This is a genomic window from Cobetia sp. BMC6, from assembly GCF_029991385.1.
GTDB lineage: Bacteria > Pseudomonadota > Gammaproteobacteria > Pseudomonadales > Halomonadaceae > Cobetia.
This window is the reverse complement of the sequence record NZ_JAKUMF010000004.1, coordinates 106,172-120,130: the sequence shown is the minus strand read 5'-3', so window position 1 is coordinate 120,130 and position 13,959 is coordinate 106,172. Positions and strand designations below refer to the sequence as shown.

General features: G+C 61.5%; 12 protein-coding genes and 1 pseudogene. 5 read left to right on the top strand and 8 right to left on the bottom strand.

Annotated elements, in window-relative coordinates; genetic code table 11:
• Positions 1 to 846: 846 nt before the first annotated feature.
• Genes MKZ40_RS10045 through MKZ40_RS10035 form a run of 3 tightly spaced genes read right to left on the bottom strand, consistent with a single transcriptional unit; the run spans position 847 to position 4,281 of the window.
• Positions 847 to 1,731 carry a TniB family NTP-binding protein gene (locus MKZ40_RS10045; protein ID WP_175088987.1) on the bottom strand — a complete coding sequence of 295 codons (885 nt, stop codon included), beginning with the start codon at positions 1,729 to 1,731 and terminating at the stop codon, positions 847 to 849.
• The gene (locus MKZ40_RS10040) at positions 1,728 to 3,656 is read right to left on the bottom strand and encodes a Mu transposase C-terminal domain-containing protein (protein ID WP_175088988.1); all 1,929 of its coding nucleotides are present in this window, start codon (positions 3,654 to 3,656) and stop codon (positions 1,728 to 1,730) included. The genes MKZ40_RS10045 and MKZ40_RS10040 overlap by 4 nt, the downstream gene beginning before the upstream one ends.
• Positions 3,649 to 4,281: a TnsA endonuclease N-terminal domain-containing protein gene (locus tag MKZ40_RS10035; RefSeq protein WP_225347472.1), complete on the bottom strand. Its 633-nt coding sequence runs from the start codon at positions 4,279 to 4,281 to the stop codon at positions 3,649 to 3,651. The genes MKZ40_RS10040 and MKZ40_RS10035 overlap by 8 nt, the downstream gene beginning before the upstream one ends.
• 189 nt (positions 4,282 to 4,470) lie before the next feature.
• Between MKZ40_RS10035 and MKZ40_RS10030 the strand changes: the two are divergent.
• Positions 4,471 to 5,172 (top strand): annotated as a pseudogene (locus MKZ40_RS10030) (ATP-binding protein); the annotation flags it as partial.
• Between the two features lie 34 nt (positions 5,173 to 5,206).
• Here MKZ40_RS10030 and MKZ40_RS10025 read toward each other — a convergent pair.
• The 4 genes from MKZ40_RS10025 to MKZ40_RS10010 all read right to left on the bottom strand — a co-directional run bounded on the left by MKZ40_RS10025 (position 5,207) and on the right by MKZ40_RS10010 (position 9,082).
• Positions 5,207 to 6,292, bottom strand: coding sequence for a DUF4105 domain-containing protein (locus MKZ40_RS10025; protein WP_175088990.1), 1,086 nt, complete (start codon positions 6,290 to 6,292; stop codon positions 5,207 to 5,209).
• A 24-nt stretch (positions 6,293 to 6,316) separates the two neighbouring features.
• The gene (locus tag MKZ40_RS10020) at positions 6,317 to 7,468 is read right to left on the bottom strand and encodes an aminotransferase class I/II-fold pyridoxal phosphate-dependent enzyme (RefSeq protein WP_175088991.1); all 1,152 of its coding nucleotides are present in this window, start codon (positions 7,466 to 7,468) and stop codon (positions 6,317 to 6,319) included.
• Between the two features lie 97 nt (positions 7,469 to 7,565).
• Complete coding sequence (locus tag MKZ40_RS10015) at positions 7,566 to 8,093, bottom strand: hypothetical protein (protein ID WP_175088992.1); 528 nt, start codon at positions 8,091 to 8,093, stop codon at positions 7,566 to 7,568.
• Entirely contained in the window at positions 8,090 to 9,082 is a 993-nt protein-coding gene (locus tag MKZ40_RS10010) for an alpha/beta hydrolase (protein ID WP_175088993.1), read from the bottom strand. Before MKZ40_RS10010 ends, MKZ40_RS10015 begins: the two co-directional genes overlap by 4 nt.
• 408 nt (positions 9,083 to 9,490) lie before the next feature.
• Here MKZ40_RS10010 and MKZ40_RS10005 point away from each other — a divergent pair, with 408 nt between their 5' ends.
• Positions 9,491 to 11,671, top strand: a complete 2,181-nt coding sequence (locus MKZ40_RS10005; protein ID WP_175088994.1) for a malate synthase G — start codon at positions 9,491 to 9,493, stop codon at positions 11,669 to 11,671.
• A gap of 195 nt (positions 11,672 to 11,866) precedes the next feature.
• Complete coding sequence (locus tag MKZ40_RS10000) at positions 11,867 to 12,283, top strand: PaaI family thioesterase (protein ID WP_043336979.1); 417 nt, start codon at positions 11,867 to 11,869, stop codon at positions 12,281 to 12,283.
• A 38-nt stretch (positions 12,284 to 12,321) separates the two neighbouring features.
• On the opposite strand, the gene MKZ40_RS09995 is transcribed toward MKZ40_RS10000, so the two are convergent.
• Positions 12,322 to 12,741 (bottom strand): DUF423 domain-containing protein, encoded by a 420-nt coding sequence (locus tag MKZ40_RS09995; protein WP_175088995.1) that lies wholly within the window; start codon positions 12,739 to 12,741, stop codon positions 12,322 to 12,324.
• Positions 12,742 to 12,840: 99 nt separating this feature from the next.
• Between MKZ40_RS09995 and thiS the strand changes: the two genes are divergently transcribed.
• Together thiS and MKZ40_RS09985 are read left to right on the top strand one after the other, a co-directional pair.
• Positions 12,841 to 13,041 (top strand): sulfur carrier protein ThiS, encoded by a 201-nt coding sequence (thiS, locus tag MKZ40_RS09990; RefSeq protein WP_175088996.1) that lies wholly within the window; start codon positions 12,841 to 12,843, stop codon positions 13,039 to 13,041.
• A gap of 79 nt (positions 13,042 to 13,120) precedes the next feature.
• Entirely contained in the window at positions 13,121 to 13,954 is an 834-nt protein-coding gene (locus MKZ40_RS09985) for a thiazole synthase (RefSeq protein WP_175088997.1), read from the top strand.
• Positions 13,955 to 13,959 lie beyond the last annotated feature (5 nt).

The window sequence follows — 13,959 nt, the reverse complement described above, 5'->3', positions numbered from 1 at the left end:
TTAGCAAACGCTCCACCGCCGCTAATAAAGCACAACGCTCGTTGACAGGCAGAAGCTCAAACGCCAACCCAGACACAGGCATTCGGCTATCCGTAATCGAAATGCCCAATGTTAGAAGCGCATCTGCGAGGGGTGACGCAGGCCGCCGACTTGCACGCCGAACAACGCCAACAAAGAAAGTCACCATAGAAAACCAATCGGCGGGTGCGATAGGGGCCTCCCTAAACGTCACGTTGCTTCTTGTTAAAGCACGATCAGCCATCACTTGGAAACTGAACGCTTCTGGTAAAGGCGACGTGCATACCGCCTTTCTAAAATCGTTATAACACCGGCTGCACTGAGCTAAATGTTGATCTTCTGCTGACAGGCGATGAGGCTCTATAGGGGCCTTGCATACCGGGCACTCATCTATCAGTTGCACCCCATGAAAGCGGCACCCAGTGTGCCAAGCGAATCGCCAGTGTCGGCGCAAGTAGGGGGCTGAGTCCTCTGCCAAACACAATGCACAAATCTGTTGTCCTCCATGGCGAGTTCGATTTCGGCTACCAAGGGCTAACAACCAGGGCCAAGTCCGCGTTTCCGGTAATGAGTAACCGGCCACTTTCTCACAATCGTCCCGCATCCCAGCTTTCTGAAACTCAGCGGACGATATCCCCGATGCATTGACTAATGGGCGCATTCTTACGAGGGGAATTTCCCTATCAATATCCCTTGTCCATATACGCCATGTTGGCCAGATAGCCCCGGTGAGCGACAAAGGATCACACCCCTGTCTCAACGCCGCCCGTACCAGCCATGAAGAAAGCGACTCTTCAGGCAACAGAGGCACACTCAGCGCCCAAGGCATTACAGCATCACCTCCCTAATGCCACGGGTAGGTCGCACCCATGATTTACTCTGAATAATTTTCTCATCGATACGTTCAGCCCCGGACAAAATAGCGGCATTGGCACACTCAATCAGCAGCCGGTGCAGGTCGCCAAAATTGCCGCCAGAGATCGCGTGAAGCTGGGTCGCCAATTGTGGCTCATGCAGTTGGGAAGGATGTTTGAGCGGTAATATCTTCTCAAAGCCAGCGAGCAGCTTCTGAAACTCCTGATTGAGCTCCCACTTCGGTAATGCAACCACATCAAAGCGACTCGCATGCTGCGGATCTGAATGCAGTACACGCACAGCATCCTGCGTACCCACACCAACGATGGGAATCATTAACTCATTGCATAGGAGCTTAATGGCATTCATCGTTTCGCGCTGCTTGACGGCACCACCGGTTAACAGTGAGTGGAACTCATCAATGATCAACAAGCGGGTATGGCAAGCCCGCAGTTGATGAATCACTTGGTAGCGCAGCTTAGGTACCGGGTCTGAAGGCCGATAGGGAGCCCAAAAGCTCTCTAACACTGCGATATACAGACTTTTCTCATCGGCACTCGGTGGGGCTTGAGTGACGATCACTGGTTTCACCGGTTCTACGTCTTCATTCACGTAGCCCTCACCGTACTGTTTACGAAACCGTTGAACGATGGTTGTCTTTCCGTTGTTGGAGTCACCCACGAGCAAGAGGTTAGGCATACGAGGACGACTAGGCTTCTCCATCAGCCCACGCATGACCTCAATGACACGATTGGCCAATGGATACCCCAACCATCGCGGTTGATCCATAAACTCCATTCGCTCTCTAGCGGACAGCCCCAAGACATGACGAAGATCAGGATGAAGGTGTGTGCTCATGATATGTCCCAGTTCACATCGATATCACCCGATAAGAGACCATCTTCCTGAGTGGGTGACTCTTGGGGGGCCGCGGTTGAGGGCGCATGTAAAAGGGGATCTGCAGGCGTCACCTTCTTCTCATGCTCTTTACGTCGTTGTGCCTGACGGCGACTTCGCTTGGTACGTGCTTGCGACTCCTCCACATGAGTTCGCAGTTCACTAATAGCGCGTAGGATTTCAGACTCATTGACCGAACTCCTGCCTTCCTGGCGAAGGCGCGCTTTGGCCTGGGCATGCTCCCAAACACTCATCGAGGGGAGGGCGAGATTTGCAAAGGGCACGCGAAAATAGTGCCCGAGCTCCGGGTCTTTGAACCAAACGACGCTAATGTCACGAGGGTCACGCCGAAACACAAAGGTGCGTTTCTTGCTTGGCGTATCTGGATCTTTGGCATTGATCCATGGCCTTAGCGCCTCATCGTAATAGTTCATGCCATCGATGGTCACACCAAAGGTCTGGATCGTGCGCTGAAAGCTGGGCAAAAAATCGAGCAATACAGAAAGTCTATCAGCAGGCCGTGGCGCTAAGCCAACTCCCTGCACGTCAGCATTGCCAAACACACCGATTTCCCATTTCCGCACCGGTGACATACCAATTCCAGAATGAAGACGCTGGTGGTAAACCTTACAAATCAACGTCACCAGCCACTCTTCAAACTCGCTTTTCGTCATGGCCGCGTGCTTCTCTGGATCGTACCCCTCTTTCTCTTTAATGGAGGAGAAGGTCGTCCCAGGCAGGTTATGGATTTCTTTGAGAATAGAGCCCAGCACCCGCTCAATATGGCCACCATAACGAGGCTGCTTAACAGGCCGAAACTCAAGGTTGATCCCATAGGCTAGGCATGAGCGCCGAAACGTCTCTGAGCGAAAATCTGGGCCGTTATCGACATGAATCGTGGCGGGTGTGCCCCATACCGGCCACTCAGCCTCCACATTATGCAGTAGCAACCACTCATCTTTAGGAAGCATGGAGTGCGCCACACACATGCCGACAGATGTTTCAGAGGGCGGGTCAAACGACAAGTAATACCCCGTGACCACACGGGTAAACACGTCCATGGCCAACGTAATCCATGGGCGACCAATCGGCTTGCGATACACGTCATCGACCAAAATAATATCGGCAGGCGTGTGGTCAATCTGCATGACCGCTAGCGGATAGTCAGCATTGGGAAACTTCCCGGCTGCTGGCTGGAACTTGTTAATGGCTTTGTCTCTAAAACCATGGCCACGCAACCGGTCACGCTCTGGGATATCACGCAGACGAGCACGAACGGTACCAGGGCTCGGCGGGTCGATGCGCCGTTCATGGCAACGCCGCATCACTTCCTGTACCGCCTTTTGTGCGGACGGACGCTGCAGCGTCAAATACACCTCTTTGATGACTTCCTGAATCACTGCCTCGGCATGCGCGGGAATACGCGACTTTCCCTTCTTCCACCCTGGCTTTTGAGGAATCAATGCGAGCACCGAGCCCGTCGCTTTATACCGCTTTAACCAACGGTAAATCGTAGCCGTATCAACCCCCGTTTGTTTCGCACGCTCCTCCGCTGCATCCCGCCCCACCGTACGGCGATCCACCAAGGGCTTAATGATCGAAAAGCGATGCTCGGCCTCTTGCCAATCGGCATCCCCAATCTCGGATATATCCTGATCAGGGAGCACAGACCCGCTATTGAGAGGCGCTAGTTCTTTGATGCGAAGCGGGCAACTACGCCCGGACTCAACGGCAATGCCAATGACTGTCTCAAAATCAAGCACCTGGGAAATTCGGTAAACGGTGCCATCTTTCTGAACCTGCTCACCCACCATGATCTGCAAGTGTTGGCGTGTTTGAGCGACGCCGCTATTGGGCTCAGTTGTGTTGCCACGATGATTATTCATAATCGGGTACCCACACCTCTGATAGAGGACTGAAAGATTGAGCCATATCGCAATCTAGCTGTCGGGTCGCCAGCAGATGCCATAAATGCGCAATCCCCTCTGCCCGATAAATATCGCCCATGAAGTGCCGAGACAGCAGGTAATCCAAAGTCGCCACCCCCATCTCCCTCACGGTGTTGAGGACTGCCTGGCTTTCGACAGAAGGAAACACCATCCGCTTATAGCGCGCTAGGAAGGTAATGTTGTCCAAGGTCTTATCACGAATGCGGCTTTCATCATGAATGCGAAACGCCCAGCCCTCGTTGTTGGCATGCCGTATCGCCGCCTTCCATTTAGGCGACCATTCACGCCAATGTGCTTGCCACTTTTCCCGTGGTTTGACCTCCACCAGGAGAGGTTTTGGGTAATCCCTGTAATGACGGTTACCGAGACGGTAATACACCAAATAGTCAGGTGTGTAGGTGTAGCGCCTACCGGTCACGGGATGATGAAACGGGATCTCGCACGGCTGGGAAATCACACCAAGGACGCTCACATCAAAGTCAGCCTTGATGAGGAAATCACGTTCGAGCGTCGACTCGAACGCAATAGACTCCTCCCCGCGAAAGGCATAGTAGCCAGACACACTTCGTCGCGTAGGGCCGATTTTACGAACGGATGTAGGCAGTGGCATGGGCAGTCGCACCAAATGTTGAATAAAACAAGGCCTGTCGCATCAATTGCTATTAATTCTGTCGCACTCAATCCTGTACAGACTACCATAATAGCCCGATATTACGCGCTGAGGGTCGCATCAATTGCTGAAAATGACAGTGGCTCCAAGCCGCGCCCGGGCGAGGTGTCGCTGGCGCATCATGGCGTGCTGTTTCTGGATGAGCTGGCGGAGTTCGACCGTGGCGTGCTGGAAGTGATGCGCGAGCCGCTGGAGAGCGGTCGTATCCTGATCTCGCGGGCCAGCCATCAACGCCGCTTCCCGGCGCGCTTCCAGCTGGTCGCGGCGATGAATCCCTGCCCCTGCGGCTACCTCGGCGACAGTCGCCGCAATTGCAGCTGTACCCCGGCGCAGATCCAGCGCTATCAGGCGCGCCTGTCCGGCCCGTTGCTGGACCGCATCGACCTGCAGGTCGAGGTACCTGGCCTGCCCGCCGAGGAGCTGACATCCGCTACTCCCGGCGAGGCCTCGGCCGGCGTGCGCGAACGAGTGCTGGCCGCTCGCGCGCGCCAATTGGCACGCGGTGGCCTGAATGCTCATCTTGATACTCACGCGCTGGAAGCCGCCTGCCAGCTGGAAGACGGCGAGCGTCAGTGGCTGGCCGGCGTGCTGTCACGCCTCAATCTCTCGGCGCGCGCCTATCACCGGGTGCTGCGTGTCGCGCTGACACTGAGTGATCTGATCGACCAGGATGGCGTGCAGCGGCCGCAGCTGATGGAGGCTATCGGCTATCGGCAACTGGACCGCATGATGGGCAGGGACCCGGCTCGCCCGGGTGCCGGCACCCAGCAGCGCAGCGCCTGATGCCGGCGGATCAGGACGTCAGCCCTGCTCGAGCTCAGTAGGAGGGTCTGTCCGCGCCGGGGATGCCCTCACGAATCAGGCGTGAGAAGTCGCCGTCCGGGTGATCGTCGGCGGCGATGGCGGCGGGGTTGATCAGGCTGCTGGCCTTGAGCTCCGCGAAGGGCGCAGCGTCACTCAGGGCGCCCTGGTCCGCGACATATTCCGGCAGATAGCCGGAGAGCAGCAGACGGTAGTCCAGCGGCAGGCCGTCGGTCAGGCGCGTCATCATCGCGTAGACAAGGGTGGTGCAGTTGCTGGTGGCGGTGTTGTAGAAGCGTGGCTGAGTGCGCAATGTCTCGGCTTCGTCGACGTAGGCCAGCAACAGCTCGCGGATCATCTCGCGCGGCATCTGCACGCGGTAGAGGTGTACCTGTTCGCCGCGCATGTTGCTGCGCACGCGGATGATGTCGCGTTCGTCGGCGGCGATCACCGCCAGTTCGTACTGCTTGAACATGCCGCCGAGGGTCGAGAACTGCTCGTGGCGCTCCTTGCGGATCTCCACCGAGAAGGCCAGATAGCGGCCATCGGCAAAGCCGAAGCTGACCAGTGTGTGGGCGATCTGCGGCCCCATCCAGTGACTGGTCAGCAGATCCACCGAGGTCAGCTCCTCCAGCGGGTAGTCGCGGCTTTCCCAGTGCGGCTTGTAATCCTCTGCGCTGTGCCACACGAAGTTGCGTACCTGCTCGAGATGCAGCACTCCACCCCGCGTGGCAGCCTCGTCCCTGGCGCTTGCCGGTGATGCCTCGTCCCGTGCCGGTGTGATCACCTGCCCCTCGACCAGATGTGCCACCTCCGGCGCCCAGTCGCGGTCCGCCCGTGGCGTGATGCTGGCCCACCAGGCAAGGCTTGCGACCAGCAGCATCAGGTAGCTGCCCATCAGCCGCCAGCGAATCGTGCTGGCCTGCGGCCACCACAGGGCAATCACGCACACGAGGCCCAGCACCGCTGCGAGAGCAGCCACGGTGGTGCGCAGCCCTTCCGGCCCCGGCAGGCGGAACCACAGTGCGGGCACCAGCCAGAGGCTCGCGCCCGCCACGGCGAGACTGCTCAAGGCGCGGGCCGCGAGGCTGACCAGCGTCATCGCGAGGCCCTCACGATAAATCGTTCATGAGCGGCGCTCTTCGGCGATGGCCTGCTCGAGACGCGCGAGACGGCCCGGCACCAGACTGTCCTCGAGTGTCGAGATACGCAGGATGTGGCCAAGCGAAGGGTGCGGGGAGCGAGTGATCAGCACGCCCTGAGCCATCAGCTGCTGCTGCACCTGCGCTGCCAGCTCGGCGCTCTTGAGGCGCACGCAGAGGAAGTTGGTTGCGCTGGGTAGCACTTCCGCACCCAGCGAGCGTAGGTGCTCGGCGAGCCGATCGCGACAGTCGATCACGCCGGCGATATGCGCTGCCGCCTCTTCAGGGTGCGCCAGCAGCAGCTCACCTGCGGCCATTGCCGGGGCGCTGACCGCGTAGTGAATCCGCACCTTGGTCAGCATGCCGATATCGTCAGGCTCGGCGATCATGAAGCCGAGGCGCAGGCCCGCCAGCCCATAGGCCTTGGAGAAGGTACGCAGGCGGAAGGTGCGCGCCATCGGCGCATGGTCGGCGTGTGCGGCGTCCGGGCGGAAGTCGTGATAGGCCTCGTCCAGCAGCAGGCTGCAGTTCTCCGGCAGGGCGTCGCGCAGAGCGCGCACATCGGCGTCAGAATGCAGGTGGCCGCTGGGGTTGTCAGGGTTGGCGAGATAGACGACGCGGGCATCATGTTGCCTTGCCGCGGTTAGCAGTGCCGCGAGGTCCGGTGCCAGTCGCGACGATGAGGCGTCATCGGTAGTGGCGAAGCTCTCGCTGTAGGGCACCTCGATGACCTCGGCACCCAGCCCGCGGGCGAAGTACGCCAGGGTCGGATAGGTGCCGGCGCTGGTGATGACGCGCTCGCCCGCACAGACGGTGGCACGCATTACCAGTGCCAGCAGGCTGTCGGCCCCGGCATCGACCAGCAGGTTCTCGTACGCGACTCCCAGACGCTCAGCCAGTTGCTGGCGCAGTTGCCAGGCATCGGCGTCGGCATAGCTGCGGCTCAGGTCGGCCAGGGCGGTGCCCAGCGCGCCGCCCAGCGTGTGGTGCGGCATGTCGAGCCCTTCGTTGGAGCCATACTGATACGGCAGCGCGTGTCCCAGTCTGCGTTCCAGCGCCTTGATGCCGGGGAACGGGTTATGCGGCCCATCCTGATAGAGGTGGGCAAGAAAGCGACGGGGACTGGCGGTGGTCATGTTGGCTCCGGAAAAGCAGAAACGATAAAAGCTGTATCAGAGGTGGCGGGGGCCACGGCGTAGCTGGGCGCAAGACTCAGAACTCAAGGCCTGGAGCTCAGGGCTCAGGGCGATTGCGCGCCAGCGACTCGAGAGCCGCCTGGTCGAAGGCGCCGCTCAGGGTGAAGGTGCGCGTCTCATTGCGCTCGGCACTGGCGCTGCGAATCAGCGTCAGCTGCAGCTGGTACGGCTGAAGCGTGCGGTCTGACAAGGTAAGCGCGATGCCACTGGCCTCGAGGGTGGTCTCGAGACGCCACTGACGGCTATCGACGGCGGGGCGGTCGGTGCTCCAGTTGAGTACCTGAGGCCCGTTCTTGAGCGCCAGCAGTGCGCGTGTCAGCGCCTCGTTCAGCGCGCCCGGGTTGGCCTGCAGCGTGGCATCCACCTCGGGCGGCGCGAGCAGCAATACCTGTTGCTCGAGCGGGGGTGTCCAGGGCTGCTCGGCGATCAGGCGCGCCGCGCTCTGGCCGAGACCATAGATGGGGTCGCGTTCGGCACGCGGCACCTGGTCCAGGCTCATGCAGCCCGCCAGCGTGGAGAGTAGCAGGGTCGCGGCCAGCATGCGCAGGCGATGCATGGCCATCATGCCGTGCGCCCCTGCTGCGGCAGGTCTGACGGGCGCTGCGACAGGGCATCGAGAAAGGCGTCCAGCTCGGCAAACAGCTCCTGACGAATCGGCTCGGCTTCATTGACCAGATGGTGTTGGGCCTCGGGGTGGCGGTAGATGCGTGCATTGGGGAACTTGCTGGCCAGTACGCCGAGATTCCATTGCCAATCGACGGTGGTGTCCTGTTCGCCCTGCAGGATCAGGGCCGGCAGTGAGCAAGGAGGCAGGGCGCGCAGCCGGGGAATCCACTCCCGCATCGCCGTCACCCACTTCACCGCGAGGCGATCAGCCTGCAGCGGATCATTGGTGCTGAGAAACTCGTAGAAGGCCACATCGTTGGTGTTCGCGCGGTACTTGCGCGGAATGGAATCGATGAAGGGGCGCGCCATGCTGTGCAACCAGCGTGACTGCGACCAGCCCCAGGGCCGTACCAGTGGTGCGAGCAGGGCAATTCCCTGCCAGTGCGATTCATCGCCGCGCATCAGAGCGTCGGTGGCCAGCACCGAGCCGCCGGTGCTCTGGCCGATACCGAACCACGGGTGCGGCGCCAGGCTGTGATCCTCCAGGTAATCCTGGAAGGCCTGCAGGCAGCCGACATAGTCGCCGAAGTCATCGATGGAGGCGGGCTCACCGGATGACAGGCCATGGCCCGGCAGGTCCCACAAGGCGACCTGCCAGCCGTTGCGCAGCAGGTGCGCCAGCAGATGACGATAGAGGGCGAGGTGATCGAAGTAGCCGTGGACCACGAAGACGGTGCCGCGCGGCTTGCGCGGTGTCCACAGCTGAGCCCACAGGCGGAAGCCCCCGGCCTCCAGGTGACCGGCATGCACGGTGATGTCCTCGCTGCGCAGCGCATCGAGACCATAATGGCCCAGGTAACGCTCCAGTGGACTGGACGTCTGGCCCGGCAGCATGTCAGGCAGGCGGATAAAGGGGCCGTGGTCGAGCAGTTCACTGAAATCGGGCATGGTCATCTCCATAATGCTGCCATGCTAGCGGCTGGCGCGGCTGCGAGCTACACAAGGAACAGTGTTTCTTCACTGTTTTCCCCGCCTGTCGCCGAGCTACAACAGCGACGCGGAATCAACGCTGGGCGGGTAATCGGGCACCATGAGCTTGTTCATTGGTCATAGCAGTCCTTTCGCCGGCCTCGCCATCGGGTATGGTGTTGGGATTCGTCCTCGCCCGGCAGGGGGCAGCGCCTTCCTGCCCGGCATCATGATGGTTCACGCTTGTCGGGCAGTCGCGCGTCAGCAGCCGCGTCGAACGACGTGCCAGTGAGTGCCGTCTGGCGAAAATCCTTTTGAACACCACTGCTTGCAGTGTTGTCAGCCGTTGAGGGTTTCCAGCGATTCGTTTTCAGGGAGAGCAAACGCATGACCGACCGTATTCAACTTCAGCGCCTGGCCATCGACGCCAGCCTGCACCGCTTCATCGAGCAGGAAGCGCTGCCGGGCACAGGGATCGCGCCGGAGACCTTCTGGGCGGGTGTCGATTCACTGCTGCACGAGCTGGCACCGCGCAACCGCGAACTGCTGGCAACCCGCGAGCAGCTGCAGAGCGAGATCGACGCCTGGCACCGTGAGCATCCGGGCAAGGTAGACCTCGAGGCCTACAAGGCGTTTCTGCACAGGATCGGCTATCTGCTGCCGGAGCCGAATACGGTCGAAGCCAGTACCGCCTTCGTGGATAGCGAGATCTGCCAGCAGGCCGGCCCGCAGCTGGTGGTGCCGGTGATGAATGCCCGCTACGCCCTGAATGCCGCCAATGCGCGCTGGGGCTCCCTCTATGATGCGCTCTACGGCACCGACGCGATCAGCGAGGAAGATGGCGCCGAGCGTGGCAAGGACTACAACCCGGCGCGCGGGGCCAAGGTCGTCGCCTATGCGCGCCAGGTGCTGGACACCATCGCGCCGCTGGCCGGCGGCAGCCACCATGACAGCGAAGGCTACACGATTCGTGATGGTCATCTGCTGGTGCGTGCCGGAGGGCGTGACCTCAGCCTCAAGTCGCCGGAACGCTTCCTCGGCTATCGAGGCGACGAAAGCGCGCCGAGCGCGATCATCTTCGCCCACAACGGCCTGCACGCCGAGCTTGTGATCGATGCCGAGCACCCCATCGGCAAGACCGATCCCGCCAACGTCAGTGATCTGATCATGGAGGCCGCGCTCTCCACCATCATGGACTGCGAGGACTCGGTAGCCGCCGTCGATGCCGAAGACAAGGTGACGGTCTATCGCAACTGGCTGGGCCTGATGAAGGGCGACCTGACCGAGACGCTGGAGAAGAATGGTCGCAGCATGACGCGCAAGCTGAATGCAGACCGCGAATACACTGGCGCCGATGGCACCACGCGTGTGCTGCATGGTCGCTCGCTGATGCTGATTCGCAACGTCGGCCACCTGATGACCAACCCGGCCATCCTGCTCGAGGACGGCAGCGAAGCGCCGGAAGGCATCATGGATGCCATCTTCACCAGCCTGATCGCGCTGCACGACCTCAAGGGCGACAAGCAGGACCGCGGCGGCATCTGCAACTCGCGCACCGGCTCCGTCTATATCGTCAAGCCCAAGATGCATGGTCCCGAGGAAGTCGCCTTTGCCGATGAACTGTTCGCGCGGGTCGAGCAGCTGCTGGGCCTGCCGGACTCCACGCTCAAGATGGGCATCATGGATGAGGAGCGCCGCACCACCGTCAACCTCAAGGCCTGTATCGCGGCGGCCAGTTCCCGCGTGGCCTTCATCAACACCGGCTTCCTGGACCGCACCGGTGACGAGATGCACACCTCGATGGAAGCCGGACCGATGCTGCGCAAGGGAGACATGAAGGGCGCCACCTGGATTCAGGCCTACGAGAAATGGAACGTGGATGTCGGCCTGGAGTGCGGCCTGCGGGGCCGTGCCCAGATCGGCAAGGGCATGTGGGCCATGCCCGACCTGATGGCCGCGATGCTGGAGCAGAAGATCGGCCATCCGCGCGCCGGCGCCAACACCGCCTGGGTGCCGTCACCTACCGCCGCCGTGCTGCATGCGCTGCACTATCATCAGGTCTCGGTGAAGGACGTGCAGCATGATCTGCTCAGCCGTCAGCGTGCCAGCCTCGATGATCTGCTGACCATCCCGCTGGAACTCGATCCTCAGTGGAGTGCCGAGGAAATCCAGGCCGAGCTGGACAACAATGCCCAGGGGATTCTCGGCTATGTGGTGCGCTGGATCGATCACGGCACCGGCTGCTCCAAGGTGCCGGACATCCACGATGTCGGCCTGATGGAAGACCGCGCCACGCTGCGCATCTCCAGCCAGCACATCGCCAACTGGCTGCATCATGGCATCGTCGACAGTGCCCAGGTGCAGGACACGCTGGAGCGCATGGCCGGCGTGGTGGACCGTCAGAATGCCGCGGACCCCAGCTATCAGGCGATGACGGATGATCTCGAGGGCTCCATCGCCTTCCAGGCCGCCTGCGAACTGGTCTTCCAGGGGCGCGTGCAGCCGAGCGGCTATACCGAGCCGGTCCTGCATCGCCGTCGCCTCGAGAAGAAGCAGCAGGCGCGCTGACACCCCCGACTGGCTGGTGAAAACAGTGAACACGACAACGGCGACCCTGGGTCGCCGTTGTCGCCTGTCGCCGGGCAGGAATTGCCCGGCCACTATTTTGCCAGGCGCATGTTTCCCGAGACCGCTTTTGCCGCTAGCCTTGCCCCAGAAACCGCGTAACCGCGCGATCGGACCCAGTGTGTCGAGGAGAATGTCATGCCCGTGATGAGCGCCGCCGCCATCGAGGATTTCCTCGATGAAGTCTTCCCCCAGCGTCTGGGCACCATCGAGGCCGTCGGCGATCGCTGGGCGACCATGGGGCTGGCCATCGAGGACGAGCACCTGCGTCCCGGCAGCTGTGTGTCCGGGCCGACGATGATGGCGCTGGCGGATGTCTGCCTGTATGTCGCGATACTCGGCGAGATCGGCCCGGAGCCGATGGCCGTCACCAGTGACCTCAGCATCCACTTCCTGCGCCGTGCGCGCGGCGACCGCGACCTGATGGCCACCGCGCGTATCCGCAAGCTGGGCCGGCGGCTGGCCGTCGGCGAGATCGAGCTCTTCAGCCACGGTGATACGGACCCGGTCGCCATCGTGACCGCGACCTATACCTTGCCGGACAGTGATGACTGACCCCGGAACGGTCGTGGGCAACGCCTCGGGCCAGTTCGCTACAGCTTGTTGATATCCTTCTCTTCGCTGCCGCGCTGACGCCAGCCGGTGACGGCCAGGCTCAGCCAGCCGGCGATCAGCAGCAGCCCGCCGATGGGCGTGATGATGCCCAGTTGGGTGCGCGCCGTGGTCGCCAGGGCATACAGCGACCCTGAGAACATCAGGACGCCGGCGGCCCATAGGCCCAGCGTCAGCATCTGGCCACGCAGCGGCTGCACCGAGCGCCAGGCGAGTACCCCGACCGCCGCCAGCACGTGCCACATCTGATAGCGGACGCCGGTCTCGAACACGCGCAGCATGTCCGCGCTCAGGGTGCCGCGCAGGCCATGACTGGCGAAGGCACCCAGCGCGACGGTGGACATGCCGGCCAGTCCCATGGCCAGCCACCAGTGGCGGGAGTGGGAGTCGTTGTGACGCATAGACAATAATTCCTTGAGGGCAGGTGGCGCGGCACGATGTGCCTACGCCTGTCCACGTAAAGTCGCTACAATAGCGGCCTCTTTTCGCGGGAGGACAGCATGCAGATACAGCTCAACGGTGAAGACCACGTGGTGGAGGACGCCACCACGATTGCCGCTCTGGTCGAGAGTCTCGGTCTCCAGGGCCGCCGACTGGCAGTGGAACGCAATGAAGACATCGTGCCACGTAGCGCGCACGCCGACACCCGTCTGCATGCCGGTGACCGCATCGAGATCGTCCATGCCATCGGTGGTGGCTGATCCGTCCTGTTTCCAGGATTGACACTTTTCACTACTCGCTCGCGCTCAGCGCGTTCACGTCCAGCTCGATGAGGTCATCATGACAGACAGTTCTGCCCCGACATTGAACACCCCCGTCACCCAGGTCGCCGGCGACAGCCCGTTGATCGTCGCCGGTCGTGAGTTCTCTTCACGCCTGCTGGTCGGTACCGGCAAGTACAAGGACATGGAGGAGACACGCTCCGCCATCGAGACGTCCGGCGCGGAAGTGGTCACCTTTGCGGTCCGCCGTACCAACCTGGGCCAGAACGCTGACGAGCCGAATCTGCTCGACGTGCTGTCACCGGATCGCTATACCTTCCTGCCCAACACCGCCGGCTGCTACAACGCGCGTGATGCGGTGCGTACCTGCAAGCTGGCTCGTGAACTGCTGGACGGCCACAACCTGGTCAAGCTGGAAGTGCTGGGTGATCAGGACACGCTGTATCCCAATATCGTCGAGACGCTCAAGGCCGCTGAAGCACTGGTCGCCGATGGTTTCGACGTGATGGTGTATACCTCCGACGACCCCATCGTCGCGCGCCAGCTCGAGGAAATCGGCTGCTGCGCCATCATGCCGCTGGGCTCGCTGATCGGCTCCGGCCTCGGCATTCTCAACCCGCACACCCTATCGCTGATCATCGAGCGCGCCAATGTGCCGGTGCTGGTCGATGCCGGTCTGGGTACGGCGTCAGAAGCCGCCTTCGCCATGGAGCTGGGCTGTGATGGCGTGCTGATGAACAGCGCCATCGCCCACGCGCGCCAGCCGCTGTTGATGGCAGATGCCATGCGTCAGGCCGTGATTTCCGGCCGTGGTGCCTTCCTGGCCGGTCGCATGCCGACTCGCCTGACGGCACGTGCTTCCTCACCGGGCGCTGGCCTGATCACCGGCTGAGCCCT